The organism is Streptomyces sp. NPDC014995 (genome assembly GCF_043080745.1).
Classification (GTDB): domain Bacteria; phylum Actinomycetota; class Actinomycetes; order Streptomycetales; family Streptomycetaceae; genus Streptomyces.
Map to the genome: position 1 here is coordinate 1 of NZ_JBIBVX010000018.1, position 17551 is coordinate 17551.

Sequence of the window (17551 nt, forward strand, 5' to 3'; positions counted from 1 at the left end):
ACGCCCGGTTACATTCCGAACCCGGAAGCTAAGCCTTACAGCGCCGATGGTACTGCAGGGGGGACCCTGTGGGAGAGTAGGACGCCGCCGAACAATCATTCAAAGGGTTGGGCCCTGAACTTCGGTTCGGAGCCCAACCCTTTTTTGTTTTTCGTCACTTGAGGTTCATGTCGCGCGCCCAGCATCCACCGCATGGGTACTGCAGCACTGCTCAGGGCCGCAGGCGTCGGAGTCGGTGACGAGGTCGTCGTGCCGGCCTTCGGCAACGTGGAAGTGGCCGAGGCGGTGGCCCTGACGGGCGCGCTTCCGGTGTTCGCCGATGTGGATCCGGTGACGTACTGCCTCGACCCGGTCGCGGTCGCGGACGCCGTAACTCCCCGGACCGCGGCCGTCGTTGCCGTACACCGGTTCGGGCGGCCGGCGGACGTCTCGCGGTTGCGCGAGGTGGGGCAGCGGCACGGGCTGCTGGTGTTGCAGCACGGGGAGTCCGAGGCGCCGTATGACGAGGTCGCGCAGCGTAGGGAGCGGGCCGCCTATCTTGATGCCCGCTTGCGTGGCGTACGGACGCCCGATGGTGGGGACGGGCACACCTATCAGCAGTACGTCGTGCGGGTGCCGGGGAACGGACGGCCCGATCGGGACGCGTTCGCACGGGCCCTGCGGGGGAGGGGAGTCGCGTGCCGGGTGCCGGTGAAGACTCCGCTGCACCGGATGCCCGAGTTCCGGCGGTGCGTTTCGCTGCCGCAGACCGAACTGGCCGCCGACGAGACGCTCGCGCTGCCGGTGGACGCGTCGCTGACGAAGCGGGACATGCAGCGGGTCGTGTCCGCCTGCAACGCACTGGGGGGACTGCTCCAGCCTGCCTTCTGAAGGCGTTTGGGACCACGGCTCTGTTCGGGGTATGATCTATTCCGTTGCCGCGAGGGAAACCTCGAAAAGTGGCAGGCCCCTATAGCTCAGTCGGCAGAGCGTCTCCATGGTAAGGAGAAGGTCAACGGTTCGATTCCGTTTGGGGGCTCCGAAAAGAATCCCCCCGCCCATTCGGGCGGGGGGATTTTTCATGCCCTTTCCCTCATGCCACGCGCATCGCCAGGATCGCCATGTCGTCGGACGGGGCGTCCGACGCGAAGCGCTCCACCGCGCGCATGATGCGGGCCGCGACCGCGCCGGCCGTCAGGCCCGTGCAGGTCGTGAGGACGTCGGCGAGGCCGTCGTCGCCCAGCATGCGGGTGCCCTCACGGCGCTCGGTGACGCCGTCCGTGACGCAGAGCAGGACATCGCCCGGGTCGAGGGTGACCGTCTGCTCGTAGAGCTCCAGGTCCTCCATGACGCCGAGGAGCGGCTGGGGTTCGGCGGCTGCCTCGACCGTGCCGTCCTGGCGCAGGCGGAGGGGGAGGGGGTGGCCGGCACAGACCACCTTCAGTTCCGCGCTGCCGTCCTCCTGCGGGCGCATCTCGCCGTAGAGGAGGGTCAGGAAACGGCTGCGGGCGCCCTCGTCGAGGATCGCGGAGTTGAGGCGTTCCAGGACCGCCGGGCCGCTGAGGCCCTCCCTCGCCAGCAGCCGCAGGGCGTGGCGGGCCAGGCCCGTCACCGCCGCCGCGTTCGGGCCGGTGCCGCAGACGTCGCCGATGGCGAAGCCGTAGGCGCCGTCGCTGATGGGGAAGAGATCGTAGAAGTCGCCGCCGACCTCGTTGCCCTCGCCGGCCGCGCGGTAGATGACCTCGACCTCGACACCGTCGATCTCGGGGAGTTCCGGCGGCAGGAGGCTGCGCTGGAGGGACTGGCTGATGGCCGTGCGCTCCGAGTACAGGCGGGCGTTGTCCAGGGCCAGGGCCGCGCGGCGGCTCAAATCCTCGGCCAGTTCCAGGATTTCCTGGCGGAAGTGCTCGTCGGTGGGCTTGCCGAGGGTGAGCATGCCGATGACGCGGTTGCGGGCGACCAGGGGGAGGACGACGGTCTCGCCGCCCACCGCCGAGGCCGTGGCCAGGGTGGGGCCGATGCCGGACGTCACCTGGTGGCTCGGGCCGCCGGTCAGGCCGAGACTGCGCATGGAGCTGCGCAGGGCCGCCTCGTGCGCCGCCTCGCCGGGGGCCGACCAGACGCGGGCGCCCGGGGTGGGGACCGGGTCCGGCGGGGCGATCTTCGAGAGCAACGACTTGATGCCGTCGATGAGTTCCTCGTCCTCGTGCAGGACGTACGACAGGTACGGGTCGGAGGCCTGGTCGGCGATCGTGTAGACCGCGCACCAGGTGGCGAGGGTGGGGACCGTCATCTGGGCCATGAGGGCGAGTGTCTGGTCCCGGTCGAGGGTGCCGGCGAGGAGGTCGGAGGCCTCGACGAGGAAGCTGAGGGAGCCTCGGCGCAGGCGTTCCAGCTCGCCCAGGCGGGCCGACTCGACCGCGAGCGCGATGCGGTCCGCGGCGAACTGGAGGCGCAGGGCCTCCTCGTTGGAATATCTGCCCGGGGCCTCCGCCGCCACGCCGAGGGAGCCGGTGAGACGGCCCTCGACCTTCAGCGGGACCGTGACCACCGAGCGCATGCCGGTGCCGTTGAGCAGGGGGACGGCTCCGGGGACGGCCAGCAAATCCTCGTGGACGGCCGGCATGCGGGCCGAGCCGTAGCGGCCGGGGCCCGCCTCGACGGGGACGCGGGCGAAGCGCTGGCGGGCGGAGGGCAGGCCGGTGGAGGCGCGGACCTCCAACTCCGTTTCGTCGTCGGTCGCGAGGAGCAGGAACGCGGAGTCGCCGTCGAGCATGTCGCGGGCGCGCTCCACGGTGCGCTGGAGGAGGCCGTCGAGGTCGTCCGGGGGCGGGGAGCCGATGAACACCTCGAACGGGTCGGTGCTCTGGCCGTCGGCGGGGGCGGTGTCGGAGGCCGGGACGCGCGACGGCGTCTGCAGGACCGCGCGTTCGTGGTCGCGGACCAGGAGGCAGACCGTGGAAGGGTCGCCGTCGGTGTCGCGGACGCGCAGATGGGAGGCGTACACCGGGGTCACGCGGCCGTCGGCGCCGCGGATGCCGTAGCTGCCCTCCCAGCGGGAGAGCTGGAGTGCCTCGGCGATGCCGGTGCTGGTGCCGGGGGTGTGCGGCCAGGCGGCGAGGTCGGTGAGGGGCTTGCCGGTGACCTGGTCGGCCGGGTAGCCGAAGAGTTCCTCGGCGTCCTCGTTCCAGGCCGAGATGGCGCCCGTGCGGTCGATCTGGACGACGGCGACGCGGACGCGGCCGTCGGCGAGCGGGAGCAGGTCGGCGGGGAGCGACGGGCCGGCCGCGCGGGTGCCGACGGGGCGCTCGGGGAGGGTGAGGTGGAACCAGACCTTCTTGTGCGTGGGTGTGTAGTCGACGCCCCAGCGTCCGGCGATCGCCGCGCACAGCTGGAGGCCGCGGCCGCCCTCGCGGTCCGGGCTGCCCATCGAGGCGGGGGAGCCCTGGAGGGGGATCTCGCGCTCGGGATAGCGGTCGGAGACCTCGATGCGTACGCCGTCGTCGGCACGCAGGCAGAGGAGGTCGGCGTGGGTGCCCGCGTGGACCACCGCGTTGGTCACCAGTTCGCTGGTCAGGACCACGGCGTCGTCCACGATGTCGGCGAACCCCCAGCCCTGGAGGGTGTCCCGGACGAAGGAGCGGGCGGTCGCGACCGATCGCCCCACGGGCTCGAAGCTGGCGGCCGCGCGCGCGGTGATCACAGAACTCCTCGGCCGGTTGTCGACGTGCAGGGCTCCCCGGCCGTCCTGCTCGTGCCGCTGGTGCGGCAGCGTGCGCGTCGGCCGGGGTTCCGGGGGCTGTCCCCCCGGGATCAGTCCGGTGGTCATGTGTGCGGCCGCCCTCCGATGCCCGCTCGTACTCGTGCCACCGCCCAGACCGGACGGACCGGCGCGGCTGGACAGCCGCATGCAAGGTTACTTACCTTCCCCGTCGGTACGGATGCCGGTCAGCAGTGTTTCCGCCCCCAGGGTGTGCGGACCGTGTGTGCGTGCTGCCGAACTGTTATGGCCTGGTTCGGCGAAGGTGAAACACTGGGCAAGCTTCTTGTGAAGGTCGGGCAGACTGGGTGTCTTCTGTGTTCGGCGGGCAGCAGCCCCTTGGGCCTGCCTGATTTCATCGGGCAGTAGGACGGTCGATCCCTGCGGGAGGGACAAGTGGAGTCTGGCGCAGCGACGCGGGGCACTAAGGCGCGCGCGAAAGGCGGACAGTCCCTGAACAGGCAGCGCACACCCCGAAGCAGTACCACCACGGTGGACACGGCGGCCCTGAACCGGCTGTTGGCCGCCCTGGTGTCCATGCGGGACGGCAACTTCCGCAAGCGGCTCACGGTGTCCGGTGACGGCGTGATGTCGGAGATCGCGGCGGTCTTCAACGAGGTGGCCGACCGGAATCTTCACCTGACGGGTGAACTGTCGCGGGTGCGGCGCATGGTCGGGCGTGAGGGAAAGCTCACGGAACGGCTGGAGACGGGCGCCTGCGAAGGCTCCTGGGCGACCGCCATCGACAACTCGAACGCGCTGGTCGACGACCTCGTACGCCCTGTTTCCGAGGTGGGACGGGTGCTGTCGGCGGTGGCCGAGGGTGATCTGTCGCCGCGTATGGAGCTGCGGACGCACACGCCGGAGGGGACCGGGCATCCGCTGCGCGGGGAGTTCCTCAAGGTCGGGCGGACGGTGAACAACCTGGTCGACCAGTTGTCGACGTTCACCGACGAGGTCACGCGTGTGGCCAGCGAGGTGGGCACCGAGGGCAAGCTGGGCGGACAGGCCCAGGTGCGCGGTATGTCGGGTTCGTGGAAGGACCTGACGGAGTCCGTCAACACGATGGCGGAGCGGCTGACGGCGCAGGTGCGCGACATCGCGCTGGTGACGACGGCGGTGGCCAAGGGCGACCTGTCACGCAAGGTCACCGTGCATGTCGAAGGCGAGATGCTGGAGCTGAAGAACACCGTCAACACGATGGTGGACCAGCTGTCCGCTTTCTCGTCCGAGGTGACGCGGGTGGCCCGTGAAGTGGGCACCGAGGGCATCCTGGGCGGTCAGGCGCAGGTGTCCGGGGTCGACGGTGTGTGGAAAGAGCTCACCGATTCTGTGAACACCATGGCCGGAAACCTCACAGCCCAGGTGCGCGGGATCGCCGAGGTCACGACCGCGGTCGCCAACGGTGATCTGTCGCGGAAGGTGACCGTGCCGGCGCGCGGTGAGGTGGCGCAGCTCGCCGAGACGATCAACCAGATGACGGAGACGCTGCGGATCTTCGCGGACGAGGTCACGCGGGTGGCCAACGAGGTCGGTGGCGAGGGGCGGCTGGGCGGTCAGGCGAACGTGCCGGGTGCCGCCGGGACGTGGAAGGACCTGACGGACTCCGTCAACACCGTCTTCCGGAACCTGACCACGCAGGTGCGGGACATCGCGGCCGTGACGACGGCCGTGGCCAACGGTGATCTGTCGCAGAAGGTCACGGTGGACGTGGCCGGCGAGATGCTGGAGCTGAAGAACACCGTCAACGGGATGGTCGACCAGCTGTCGGCCTTCGGTGCCGAGGTCACGCGGGTGGCGCGGGAGATCGGTGTCGAGGGTGAGCTGGGCGGTCAGGCGCAGGTGTCGGGCGCGGCCGGGACGTGGAAGGACCTGACGGACTCCGTCAACACGGCGTTCCGGAATCTCACCGGACAGGTGAGGAACATCGCCCAGGTGACGACGGCCGTGGCCAACGGTGATCTGTCGCAGAAGGTCACCGTCGACGTGTCCGGCGAGATGGCGCAGCTGAAGAACACCGTGAACACGATGGTGGACCAGCTGTCGTCCTTCGCCGACCAGGTGACGCGGATGGCCCGGGACGTGGGCACGGAGGGCCGGCTCGGCGGTCAGGCCCGGGTGGACGGCGTGTCGGGTACGTGGAAGGAACTGACCGACTCCGTCAACTTCATGGCCGGCAACCTCACCTCGCAGGTGCGACAGATCGCCCAGGTGACGACGGCGGTCGCCCGGGGTGACCTGTCGCAGAAGATCGACGTGGACGCGCGCGGGGAGATCCTGGAGCTGAAGAACACCATCAACACGATGGTCGACCAGCTCTCCGCCTTCGCCGAGCAGGTGACGCGGGTCGCGCGTGAGGTGGGTACGGACGGGCGGCTCGGCGGTCAGGCGCAGGTGCCCGGTGTCGCCGGCGTGTGGCGGGACCTGACGGACTCGGTGAACGGCATGGCCGGCAACCTCACCGCCCAGGTGCGCAACATCGCGCAGGTCGCCACCGCCGTGGCCCGGGGTGACCTCTCGCAGAAGATCACCGTGGACGCGCGCGGGGAGATCCTGGAGCTGAAGAACACCCTGAACACGATGGTCGACCAGCTGTCGTCGTTCGCCCAGGAGGTCACGCGTGTGGCCCGTGAGGTGGGTACGGAGGGCATCCTCGGTGGTCAGGCCGAGGTGCAGGGTGTCTCCGGCACCTGGAAGGACCTCACGCAGTCCGTGAACTTCATGGCGAACAACCTGACCATCCAGGTGCGCAACATCGCCGAGGTCACCACCGCGGTCGCCAAGGGCGACCTGTCGAAGAAGATCACCGTCGACGCCAAGGGCGAGATCCTCGAACTCGTCACGACCGTCAACACGATGGTGGACCAGCTGTCGTCGTTCGCCGAGCAGGTGACGCGGGTCGCGCGTGAGGTGGGCACGGAGGGCATCCTCGGCGGTCAGGCCCATGTGCCGGGTGTGACGGGTATCTGGAAGGACCTCAGCGACAACGTCAACCTGATGGCGAAGAACCTGACCGTTCAGGTGCGGAACATCTCCCAGGTTGCCGCGGCCGTCGCCAACGGTGACCTGACGCGGACGGTGACGATCGAGGCGCGCGGCGAGGTCGCGCAGCTCGCGGACACCTTCAACACGATGGTGAAGACGCTGAGTTCGTTCGCCGACCAGGTCACCAAGGTGGCCCGTGAGGTGGGTACGGACGGCATCCTGGGCGGTCAGGCGCACGTGCCGGGTGTGGCGGGTACGTGGAAGGACCTCACCGAGTCGGTGAACCAGATGGCGTCCAACCTGACCGGGCAGGTGCGCAACATCGCCATGGTCACGACGGCCATCGCCAAGGGTGACCTGACGAAGAAGATCGACATCGACGCGCGCGGGGAGATCCTCGAGCTGAAGACGACCATCAACACGATGGTCGACCAGCTGTCGTCCTTCGCCGAGGAGGTCACCCGGGTCGCCCGCGAGGTGGGCACCGAGGGACAGCTCGGCGGCCAGGCACGCGTGCGTGACGTCGACGGCACCTGGCGCGACCTCACCGAGTCGGTGAACGAGATGGCCGGGAACCTGACCCGGCAGGTGCGTGCCATCGCGCGCGTGGCGACCGCGGTGACCCGCGGCGACCTGAACCTGAAGATCGACGTGGACGCGTCCGGGGAGATCCAGGAACTCCAGGACTACATCAACAAGATGATCGCGAACCTGCGCGACACCACGATCGCCAACAAGGAGCAGGACTGGCTCAAGGGCAACCTCGCGCGCGTGTCCGCGTTGATGCAGGGCCGGCGCGACCTGGAGGACGTGGCCTCGCTCATCATGAGCGAGCTGCCGCCGCTGGTGGCCGCGCAGCACGGCGCGTTCTTCCTGGCGATGCCGCCGGCCGACGGCAACGGGGACCAGTACGACCTGCGGATGCTGGGCTCGTACGGCTACTCGATGGGGTCCATGCCGACGTCGTTCCGGCCGGGTGAGGCGCTCGTCGGGACGGCCGCGGAGGAGAAGCGGACGATCCTCGTCTCGAACGCGCCGAGCGGCTACCTGAAGATCTCCTCCGGGCTCGGGGAGGCGCCGCCCGCGCAGGTGATCGTGCTGCCGGTGCTGTTCGAGGGCAAGGTGCTCGGCGTGATCGAGCTGGCGTCGTTCACGCCGTTCACGCAGATCCAGAAGGACTTCCTCAACCAGCTCGCCGAGATGATCGCGACCAGCGTCAACACGATCTCCGTCAACACCAAGACGGAGCAGTTGCTGAAGCAGTCGCAGGAGCTGACCGAGCAACTGCGGGAGCGGTCGGCGGAGTTGGAGCAGCGCCAGAAGGCCCTCCAGGCGTCCAACGCCGAACTGGAGGAGAAGGCCGAGCTGCTGGCCCGGCAGAACCGCGACATCGAGGTGAAGAACACCGAGATCGAGGAGGCGCGGCAGGTCCTGGAGGAGCGCGCCGAGCAGCTCGCGGTGTCGATGCGCTACAAGAGCGAGTTCCTCGCCAACATGTCGCACGAACTGCGTACGCCGCTCAACTCGCTGCTGATCCTGGCCAAGCTGCTCGCCGACAACGCCGAGGGCAACCTCTCCCCGAAGCAGGTCGAGTTCGCCGAGACCATTCACGGCGCCGGGTCCGACCTGCTCCAGCTGATCAACGACATCCTGGACCTGTCGAAGGTCGAGGCGGGCAAGATGGACGTCTCCCCGACGCGCATCGCGCTCGTCCAGCTCGTCGACTACGTGGAGGCCACTTTCCGGCCGCTGACCGCGGAGAAGGGCCTCGACCTGTCGGTGCGGGTGTCGCCGGAGCTGCCGGCCACGCTGCACACCGACGAGCAGCGGCTGCTCCAGGTGCTGCGCAACCTGCTGTCCAACGCGGTGAAGTTCACCGATTCCGGGTCGGTCGAGCTGGTGATCCGGCCGGCCGGGGTGGACGTGCCGGTGGCGATCCGGGAGCAGCTGCTAGAGGCCGGTTCGCTGGCCGATCCGGACGCGCCGCTGATCGCGTTCTCGGTGACCGACACGGGTATCGGGATCGCGGCCAGCAAGATGCGGGTGATCTTCGAGGCGTTCAAGCAGGCGGACGGCACCACCAGCCGCAAGTACGGCGGTACGGGCCTGGGGTTGTCGATCTCGCGGGAGATCGCGCAGCTGCTGGGCGGTGAGATCCACGCGCAGAGCGAGCCGGGGCGTGGATCGACGTTCACCCTGTACCTGCCGCTGCACCCGAGCGAGCTGCCGCCGCAGGGCTACCAGCAGGTCGTGCCCGCGCTGGAGGCCGGTGACCTGGTGGCGTCCGAGAACGGGGCCGCGGAGGTGTTGGAGCTGTCCGACGTGGAGATCGAGACACCGGCCGAGGTGAAGTCGTACCGGGAGACGCAGAACGGTCCGGCCGCGCTCTTCCGGCGCCGGCGGCGCTCCGTGGCCGGCGGGGAGCCGCAGGTCGGGCACCCGGATCAGTGGGCGCCCGTGGGGCGCGAGGCGCCGCAGGGACACCGGGGCATCCGGTTCGTCGGCGAGAAGGTGCTGATCGTCGACGACGACATCCGCAATGTCTTCGCGCTGACCAGCGTCCTGGAGCAGCACGGCCTGTCGGTGCTGTACGCGGAGAACGGCCGCGAGGGCATCGAGGTGCTGGAGCAGCACGACGACGTGGCGGTCGTGCTGATGGACATCATGATGCCGGAGATGGACGGGTACGCGACGACGACGGCGATCCGCAGGATGCCGCAGTTCTCCGGGCTGCCGATCATCGCGCTGACCGCGAAGGCGATGAAGGGCGACCGGGAGAAGGCGATCGAGTCGGGTGCGTCCGACTATGTGACGAAGCCGGTCGACCCCGATCACCTGTTGGCGGTGATGGAGCAGTGGATGCGGGAGGAGTGACGGGAACCATCCGAGGACGAGAGAAGTGGCCGACTCCGGGTGGTCACGGCCGTGTAGCGGGGCGGGATTCGGGGAACCTTCTGGTCTCATGCCGCGTTCCCGCTATGTGCACAGTGACATCACGGTGACAGGGTGTGGCGACGGTCGGGGTGCGGCTACCATGACCGGCACAAGGAAGGGCGGCGCAAAGGAGTCGTCCCCAGGGGCGGCGCCCGGTGCACTGCCGGGGCGAGGAGGGCGGGCCATGGTGCAGAAGGCCAAGATCCTCCTGGTCGATGACCGGCCGGAGAATCTGCTGGCGCTGGAGGCGATCCTCTCTGCGCTCGATCAGACGCTGGTGCGGGCATCGTCCGGGGAAGAGGCGCTCAAAGCACTGCTGACGGACGACTTCGCGGTCATTCTGCTGGACGTCCAGATGCCGGGAATGGACGGATTCGAAACGGCCGCCCACATCAAGCGGCGAGAACGGACGCGGGACATCCCGATCATCTTCCTCACGGCGATCAACCACGGCCCCCATCACACCTTCCGTGGGTACGCGGCGGGCGCGGTGGACTACATCTCCAAGCCGTTCGACCCGTGGGTGCTGCGTGCGAAGGTCTCGGTCTTCGTCGAGCTCTACATGAAGAACTGCCAGCTGCGGGAGCAGGCGGCCCTGCTGCGGCTCCAGTTGGAGGGCGGCGGCGGCAAGGCGGCGGCCGGTGGTGCCAAGGAGTCGGCCGGGCTGCTCGCCGAGCTGTCCGCGCGGCTCGCGGCCGTCGAGGAGCAGGCCGAGGCGCTGTCCAAGCAGCTCGACGACGAGTCGGCGGACGCGGCCGCGGTGGCCACGGCGGCGCATCTGGAGCGCAAACTCACCGGTCTGCGCCGGGCGCTGGACGCGCTGGAGCCCGGCACCGGAAGCGGCTCGCCCTCGGTGCCGTCGCAGAACTGACGCGTGCGGCGCGGACGGTCGTGCGTGAGCGGCCGTCAGCCGTGGGCGGGTGAGCCGCAGTCATGGGTACCGGCAGTGCCGCGGTCGCGCGGGTACGGACCGCAGTCGGACGAGAGCCTGCGTCAGCCACCGGTAGGAGCGCGTCAGTCGCCGGGGGAGCGCGTCAGCTCCGCGCCTCCATGACAGCGACACGAACGGGTGAAGCAGTGGGCACACGTGTCCGCTGTGGTCTCCCCCGGTAACCTCACACCTATGGCCTCACGTCCCTCCGCAGCCAAGAAGCAGCCCGCCAGGAAGGCGGCCGCTCCCGCGAAGGCTCCGGCGAGGAAGGCCGCCGCGAAAAAGGCCCCGGCGAAGAAGGCGCCCGCCAAGAAGGCCGCGGCCAAGAAGCCCGCACCCAAACCGGCCCCCAGCCCCACCGGGGGCATCTACCGGCTCGTACGCGCCGTCTGGCTGGGTCTGGCGCACGCCGTGGGCGCCGTCTTCCGCGGCATAGGGAACGGCGCCAAGAACCTCGACCCCGCCCACCGCAAGGACGGCGTCGCGCTGCTGCTGCTGGGCATCGCGCTGATCGTCGCCGCGGGCACCTGGGCCGATCTGCGCGGCCCCGTCGGCGACCTCGTCGAGATCCTCGTGACCGGCTCCTTCGGCCGCCTGGACCTGCTCGTGCCGATCCTGCTCGCGGTCATCGCCGTGCGCTTCATCCGGCATCCGGAGAAGCCCGAGGCCAACGGCCGCATCGTGATCGGCCTGTCCGCACTCGTCATCGGCATCCTCGGCCAGGTGCACATCGCGTGCGGCTCGCCCGCCCGCGGCGACGGCATGCAGGCGATCAGGGACGCCGGCGGCCTCATCGGCTGGAGCGCGGCGACCCCGCTGACGTACGCCATGGGCGAGGTCCTCGCCGTACCGCTGCTCGTGCTGCTCACCGTCTTCGGGCTGCTGGTCGTCACGGCCACGCCCGTCAACGCCGTCCCGCAGCGGCTGCGGCAGCTCGGGGTGCGTCTGGGCGTGCTGCACGATCCCGAGACGGACGGGTACGACGAGGTCACGGACGACGACGCGCGCTACGACGAGCAGTGGCGCGAGGCGCTGCCCGCGCGCCCCCGCCGGCGCTCGAGCGCCCCGCAGGTGTACGACCCCGACGGCGCCGAGCAGGAGGCCGTCTCCCAGCGGCGCGGCCGCCCCCGGCGCTCGGCGGTGCCGCAGCCCGCGATGGACCGGCAGATGGACGCCGTGGACATCGCCGCGGCCGCCGCGGCCGACCTCGACGGTGCCGTGCTGCACGGCATGCCGCCCTCGCCGATCGTCGCCGACCTCACCCAGGGCGTGAGCGTCGGCGACCGTGAGCCGACCACGCCGACGCCCGTCCCCGCCCCGGCCGCGCGCCCCAGGCAGGACAAGCCGAAGGCCGGGGCGGTGCCCGACCTGACCAAGTCCGCCCCCGAGGAGACGCGCGAGCTGCCGCCGCGCGCCGAGCAGCTCCAGCTGTCCGGCGACATCACCTACGCGCTGCCGTCGCTCGACCTCCTCACGCGCGGGGGGCCCGGCAAGTCGCGCAGCGCGGCCAACGACGCCGTCGTCGCCTCGCTGACGAACGTCTTCACGGAGTTCAAGGTCGACGCCGCCGTCACCGGCTTCACCCGCGGTCCGACGGTCACGCGCTACGAGGTCGAGCTCGGCCCCGCCGTGAAGGTCGAGCGGATCACCGCGCTGACGAAGAACATCGCGTACGCCGTCGCCAGCCCCGACGTGCGGATCATCAGCCCGATTCCCGGCAAGTCGGCGGTCGGCATCGAGATCCCGAACACCGACCGGGAGATGGTCAACCTCGGTGACGTGCTCCGTCTGGCGGAGTCCGCCGAGGACGACGACCCGATGCTGGTCGCCTTCGGCAAGGACGTCGAGGGCGGGTACGTCATGCACTCGCTGGCGAAGATGCCGCACATGCTGGTCGCCGGCGCGACCGGCTCCGGCAAGTCGTCCTGCATCAACTGCCTGATCACCTCGGTCATGATGCGGGCGACCCCCGAGGACGTGCGGATGATCCTCGTCGACCCCAAGCGCGTCGAGCTGACCGCCTACGAGGGCATCCCGCACCTGATCACGCCGATCATCACCAACCCCAAGCGGGCCGCCGAGGCGCTCCAGTGGGTCGTCCGGGAGATGGACCTCAGGTACGACGACCTGGCGGCGTACGGGTACCGGCACATCGACGACTTCAACCGTGCCGTGCGCGAGGGGAAGGTCAAGCCGCCCGAGGGCAGTGAGCGCGAGCTCCAGCCGTATCCGTACCTGCTGGTGATCGTCGACGAGCTGGCCGACCTGATGATGGTGGCGCCGCGGGACGTCGAGGACGCGATCGTGCGGATCACGCAGCTCGCGCGCGCGGCCGGCATCCATCTGGTGCTCGCGACGCAGCGGCCGTCGGTCGACGTCGTCACCGGTCTGATCAAGGCGAACGTGCCGTCGCGGCTCGCCTTCGCCACGTCGTCGCTGGCGGACTCGCGGGTCATCCTCGACCAGCCGGGTGCCGAGAAGCTGATCGGCAAGGGTGACGGGCTGTTCCTGCCGATGGGCGCGAACAAACCGACCCGTATGCAGGGCGCTTTCGTGACCGAGGCCGAGGTCGCGGCGGTCGTGCAGCACTGCAAGGACCAGATGGCGCCCGTCTTCCGGGACGACGTCACCGTGGGCACCAAGCAGAAGAAGGAGATCGACGAGGACATCGGCGACGACCTCGACCTGCTGTGCCAGGCCGCCGAACTGGTCGTCTCCACGCAGTTCGGGTCGACGTCCATGCTCCAGCGCAAGCTGCGCGTCGGGTTCGCCAAGGCCGGGCGGCTGATGGACCTCATGGAGTCGCGGAACATCGTCGGACCGAGCGAAGGGTCCAAAGCGCGTGACGTTCTGGTGAAACCCGACGAGTTGGACGGCGTGCTCGCGGTGATCCGCGGGGAGGCTGAAGGGTAGACGTTTCTCCGTGGGGACGGCGGGCGTTCGTGACTCACCCGTTAGAGAGCGGCGAGCAACCGTCTCCCCTCGGTGTACGTCAAGTTGAGCGAGAGAACAGGTGCGGGTCCCATGCTGGGCGTCGCACCTGGCCCGTCATCGGTGTGTCCGGCCATTCCGATGGCGTACAAAGCGTTACCGCCCGGTTGCCCCTCCCTTTCGCACCCCCCCTAGACTGAACTTCCAGCACAGGTGGCTACACGCTCGAAAGGCGCCCCCGTGTCCATCGGCAACTCCCCTGAAGACGAGCGTCCGTTCGAAGACGTCTCCCAGGAAGCCCGCCCCCCCATCGGCCGCGCCCTTCAGCAGGCGCGCATCGCGGCCGGGCTGACCGTCGACGACGTCAGTACCGCCACCCGGGTCCGCATCGCCATCATCCACGCCATCGAGGCGGACGACTTCGCCGCCTGCGGCGGGGACGTCTACGCGCGCGGGCACATCCGGACCCTGGCCAGGGCCGTCCACCTCGACCCCGCCCCACTCATCGAGCAGTTCGACGCCGCCCACGGCGGCCGCCCGGCGCCCACCTCGGCCGCACCCCTGTTCGAGGCGGAGCGCATCCGCCCCGAGCGGCGCGGGCCGAACTGGACCGCGGCCATGGTCGCCGCGATCGTCGCCGTGATCGGGTTCGTCGGCTTCACCGCGGTCAAGGGCGGCGGCGAGGGCACGACGGACGTCGCCGACGGCACCACGCCGACCACCAGCGCGCCCGCCTCGCCCACCCCGAAGAGCGACAAGACGGCCGACGAGACGCCCGACCCCTCCGACAGCGCCATCGCCGCCGCGCCCCAGGACAAGGTGACCGTCCAGGTCAGCGCCACCGACGGCAAGAGCTGGATCTCCGCCAAGGACCACAACGGCCGACTGCTCTTCGACGGTCTGCTCAAGCAGGGCGACTCCAAGACCTTCCAGGACAGCGAGAAGATCAACCTCGTCCTCGGCGACGCGGGCGCGATCCAGCTGTACGTCAACGGCAAGAAGATCGAGGACGACTGGCAGCCGGGGGCCGTGGAGCGACTGACGTACACGAAGGGTGACCCGCAGGCCGGGTGAGCGGGGCGTGCCCTGGGGCGGACGGGGTCGGCGGGGATCGCCGGCCCCGTCGGCATGAAGATCGCCAACCCGTCGACGTGGGGTGTCAGCCGGACGAAGTAGTCTTGAGCCCATGCCTGAACGCCGTACCGTCGCACTCGTCACCCTTGGCTGCGCCCGTAACGAGGTGGACTCGGAGGAGCTCGCAGGCCGTTTGGAGGCGGACGGCTGGCAGCTCGTGGAGGACGCCGCGGACGCGGACGTCGCCGTCGTCAACACCTGCGGTTTCGTCGACGCCGCCAAGAAGGACTCGGTCGACGCCCTCCTCGAGGCCAACGACCTCAAGGATCACGGCAGAACCCAGGCCGTCGTGGCGGTGGGCTGCATGGCCGAGCGGTACGGCAAGGATCTCGCCGAGGCCCTCCCGGAGGCCGACGGCGTGCTCGGCTTCGACGACTACGCCGACATCTCCGACCGCCTCCAGACGATCCTGTCCGGCGGCATCCACGCCGCCCACACTCCGCGCGACCGGCGCAAGCTGCTGCCGATCAGCCCGGCGGAGCGGCAGGCGTCGGCCGCCGACGTCGCGCTGCCCGGGCACGGCCCGGTGGATCTCCCGGACGGCCTCGCCCCGGCGTCCGGCCCCCGCGCGCCGCTGCGCCGCCGCCTCGACGGAGCCCCGGTCGCCTCGGTCAAGCTCGCCTCCGGCTGCGACCGGCGCTGCACCTTCTGCGCCATCCCGTCCTTCCGCGGCTCCTTCATCTCCCGCCGCCCCAGCGACGTGCTGAACGAGACGCGGTGGCTGGCCGAGCAGGGCGTCAAGGAGATCATGCTGGTCTCCGAGAACAACACCTCCTACGGCAAGGACCTCGGCGACATCCGGCTGCTGGAGTCGCTGCTGCCCGAGCTGGCGGAGGTCGACGGCATCGAGCGGGTGCGCGTCAGCTACCTCCAGCCGGCCGAGATGCGGCCCGGTCTGATCGACGTGCTGACCTCGACTCCGAAGATCGCCCCCTACTTCGACCTGTCCTTCCAGCACTCCGCGCCCGACGTGCTGCGCGCCATGCGCCGCTTCGGCGACACCGACCGGTTCCTGGAGCTGCTCGACACCATCCGCAGCAAGGCGCCCGAGGCCGGCGCGCGCTCCAACTTCATCGTCGGCTTCCCCGGCGAGTCCGAGGCCGACCTGGCCGAGCTGGAGCGGTTCCTGAACCACGCGCGGCTGGACGCCATCGGCGTCTTCGGCTACTCCGACGAGGAGGGCACCGAGGCCGCGACGTACGAGAACAAGCTCGACGAGGATGTCGTCGCCGAGCGCCTCGCGCGGGTTTCGCGGCTCGCCGAGGAACTCGTCTCCCAGCGGGCCGAGGAGCGACTCGGGGAGACCGTGCGCGTGCTCGTGGAGTCGGTGGACGAGGAGGGCGTGTACGGCCGCGGGGCGCACCAGGCGCCGGAGACGGACGGCCAGGTGCTGCTCACGTCGGGCGAAGGACTGAGCGTCGGTCGTATGGTCGAGGCGAAGGTGGTCGGCACGGAAGGTGTCGACCTCGTGGCCGAGCCCCTGCTGGGCTCGATCGAGTGTAGTGAGGAGGCGGACAGATGACGGGTGTCCCGGCATCGGCCGCGGGCGGCTCCTCGCAGGCGAAGGGTGCCACGGCCGCTTCGGGCGCGTCTTCCGCCGCCGACGACTCCTCGGGTGCCGCCAAGTCACCGCGGGGCGGCAAGCTGACGGCCGCGGCCGTCAACCAGGCGAGCGTCTGGAACATCGCCAATCTGCTGACGATGCTCCGGCTGCTCCTGGTGCCCGGCTTCGTCGCGCTGATGCTGGCCGACGGCGGCTACGACCCGGCATGGCGTTCGCTCGCCTGGGCCGCCTTCGCCGTCGCCATGATCACCGACCTGTTCGACGGGCATCTGGCGCGGACGTACAACCTCGTCACCGACTTCGGGAAGATCGCCGACCCCATCGCCGACAAGGCGATCATGGGAGCGGCCCTGATCTGCCTCTCCGCGCTCGGCGACCTGCCGTGGTGGGTGACGGGTGTCATCCTCGGCCGGGAACTCGGGATCACGCTGCTGCGTTTTCTCGTCATCCGGTACGGCGTCATCCCGGCGAGCCGGGGCGGCAAGCTCAAGACGCTCACCCAGGGCGTGGCCGTCGGGATGTACGTCCTGGCGCTGACGGGATGGCTGGCCACCCTGAGGTTCTGGGTGATGGCCGCGGCGGTCGTGCTGACCGTGGTGACCGGACTCGACTATGTGAGACAGGCCATTGTGCTGCGCAGGCGGGGAATCGCCGAGCGCAAGGCCGCGTTGGAGGAGACGGAAGCGTGAGTTCCACGGCCGCCGACGTGGTGCGACTACTCACGGTGAGGGGCGAGACGCTTGCTGTCGCCGAGTCGCTCACCGGTGGTCTGGTCGCTGCGGAGATCACATCGGTCCCCGGTGCGTCCCAGGCCTTCCGGGGGTCGGTCACGGCCTACGCCACCGCGCTGAAGCAGGAACTGCTCGGCGTCGACCCCGGCCTGCTGGCTGCTCGGGGAGCCGTGGATCCGCAGGTCGCGGCCCAGATGGCGGCCGGCGTACGCAAGGCGTTGGGTGCCGACTGGGGCATCGCGACGACCGGCGTCGCGGGTCCGGACCCCCAGGACGGGCAGCCCGTCGGGACGGTCTTCGTGGCCGTGGACGGTCCGTCCGGGCCGGATTCCGGTTCCGCCTCTGGCGGAAAAGTGGAGGCCCTGCGGTTGAACGGCGACCGCGCGGAAATTCGTAGAGAGAGTGTACGGAGCGTACTCGCAGTGCTCCTGAGGGAGCTTGCGGACGAACAGACCGGGAATGAGCGGGCACAGGATACGGAACAGAACGGGGGGTTTTGATGTTTGCAGCCCTGAGTGAACACGACATCGCTCCCCGCACGGCCGCGGCGCAAGGCGGTACGGTGGGGCGAGAAGGATGCGGCTACGCGGTCCGAGGAGGGA

Annotated in this window: 9 protein-coding genes, 1 tRNA gene and 1 rRNA gene; 10 read left to right on the forward strand and 1 reads right to left on the reverse strand. The window is 69.9% G+C overall.

The window, feature by feature from the left end; genetic code table 11:
* The 3 genes from rrf to ACF1A1_RS31140 all read left to right on the forward strand — a co-directional run.
* Window positions 1–93: ribosomal RNA gene (rrf, locus tag ACF1A1_RS31130) — 5S ribosomal RNA — on the forward strand; the annotation flags it as partial.
* Window positions 94–207: 114 nt separating this feature from the next.
* Complete coding sequence (locus tag ACF1A1_RS31135; RefSeq protein WP_392004481.1) at window positions 208–870, forward strand: DegT/DnrJ/EryC1/StrS family aminotransferase; 663 nt, start codon at window positions 208–210, stop codon at window positions 868–870.
* Window positions 871–945: 75 nt separating this feature from the next.
* Window positions 946–1018: transfer RNA gene (locus ACF1A1_RS31140), tRNA-Thr, on the forward strand.
* A 54-nt stretch (window positions 1019–1072) separates the two neighbouring features.
* Here ACF1A1_RS31140 and ACF1A1_RS31145 read toward each other — a convergent pair.
* A complete protein-coding gene (locus ACF1A1_RS31145) occupies window positions 1073–3808 on the reverse strand; it encodes a SpoIIE family protein phosphatase (RefSeq protein WP_392004337.1) in 2736 nt (911 codons plus the stop codon).
* 327 nt (window positions 3809–4135) lie between these two features.
* Between ACF1A1_RS31145 and ACF1A1_RS31150 the strand changes: the two genes are divergently transcribed.
* From ACF1A1_RS31150 to ACF1A1_RS31180, 7 genes are all read left to right on the forward strand, one after another.
* Complete coding sequence (locus ACF1A1_RS31150; RefSeq protein WP_392004338.1) at window positions 4136–9598, forward strand: HAMP domain-containing protein; 5463 nt, start codon at window positions 4136–4138, stop codon at window positions 9596–9598.
* Window positions 9599–9842: 244 nt separating this feature from the next.
* Window positions 9843–10529, forward strand: a complete 687-nt coding sequence (locus ACF1A1_RS31155; RefSeq protein WP_392004339.1) for a two-component system response regulator — start codon at window positions 9843–9845, stop codon at window positions 10527–10529.
* 252 nt (window positions 10530–10781) lie between these two features.
* A complete protein-coding gene (locus tag ACF1A1_RS31160; RefSeq protein ID WP_392004340.1) occupies window positions 10782–13502 on the forward strand; it encodes a DNA translocase FtsK in 2721 nt (906 codons plus the stop codon).
* A 258-nt stretch (window positions 13503–13760) separates the two neighbouring features.
* Entirely contained in the window at window positions 13761–14594 is an 834-nt protein-coding gene (locus ACF1A1_RS31165) for a helix-turn-helix domain-containing protein (protein ID WP_392004341.1), read from the forward strand.
* Between the two features lie 112 nt (window positions 14595–14706).
* Window positions 14707–16176, forward strand: a complete 1470-nt coding sequence (rimO, locus tag ACF1A1_RS31170; protein WP_392004342.1) for a 30S ribosomal protein S12 methylthiotransferase RimO — start codon at window positions 14707–14709, stop codon at window positions 16174–16176.
* On the forward strand, window positions 16173–16907 hold the full coding sequence (gene pgsA / locus ACF1A1_RS31175; protein ID WP_392004343.1) for a CDP-diacylglycerol--glycerol-3-phosphate 3-phosphatidyltransferase: 735 nt from the start codon (window positions 16173–16175) through the stop codon (window positions 16905–16907). The genes rimO and pgsA overlap by 4 nt, the downstream gene beginning before the upstream one ends.
* Window positions 16904–17449 (forward strand): CinA family protein, encoded by a 546-nt coding sequence (locus ACF1A1_RS31180; RefSeq protein WP_392004344.1) that lies wholly within the window; start codon window positions 16904–16906, stop codon window positions 17447–17449. The genes pgsA and ACF1A1_RS31180 overlap by 4 nt, the downstream gene beginning before the upstream one ends.
* Window positions 17450–17551: the final 102 nt, after the last annotated feature.

Excerpts from the sequence above, each read along its gene's own strand:
- pgsA (WP_392004343.1), top strand. The coding sequence starts at position 16,173 with ATGACGGGTGTCCCGGCATCGGCCGCGGGCGGCTCCTCGCAGGCGAAG.
- ACF1A1_RS31145 (WP_392004337.1), bottom strand. The coding sequence starts at position 3,808 with ATGACCACCGGACTGATCCCGGGGGGACAGCCCCCGGAACCCCGGCCG.
- rimO (WP_392004342.1), top strand. The coding sequence starts at position 14,707 with ATGCCTGAACGCCGTACCGTCGCACTCGTCACCCTTGGCTGCGCCCGT.
- ACF1A1_RS31155 (WP_392004339.1), top strand. The coding sequence starts at position 9,843 with ATGGTGCAGAAGGCCAAGATCCTCCTGGTCGATGACCGGCCGGAGAAT.
- ACF1A1_RS31160 (WP_392004340.1), top strand. The coding sequence starts at position 10,782 with ATGGCCTCACGTCCCTCCGCAGCCAAGAAGCAGCCCGCCAGGAAGGCG.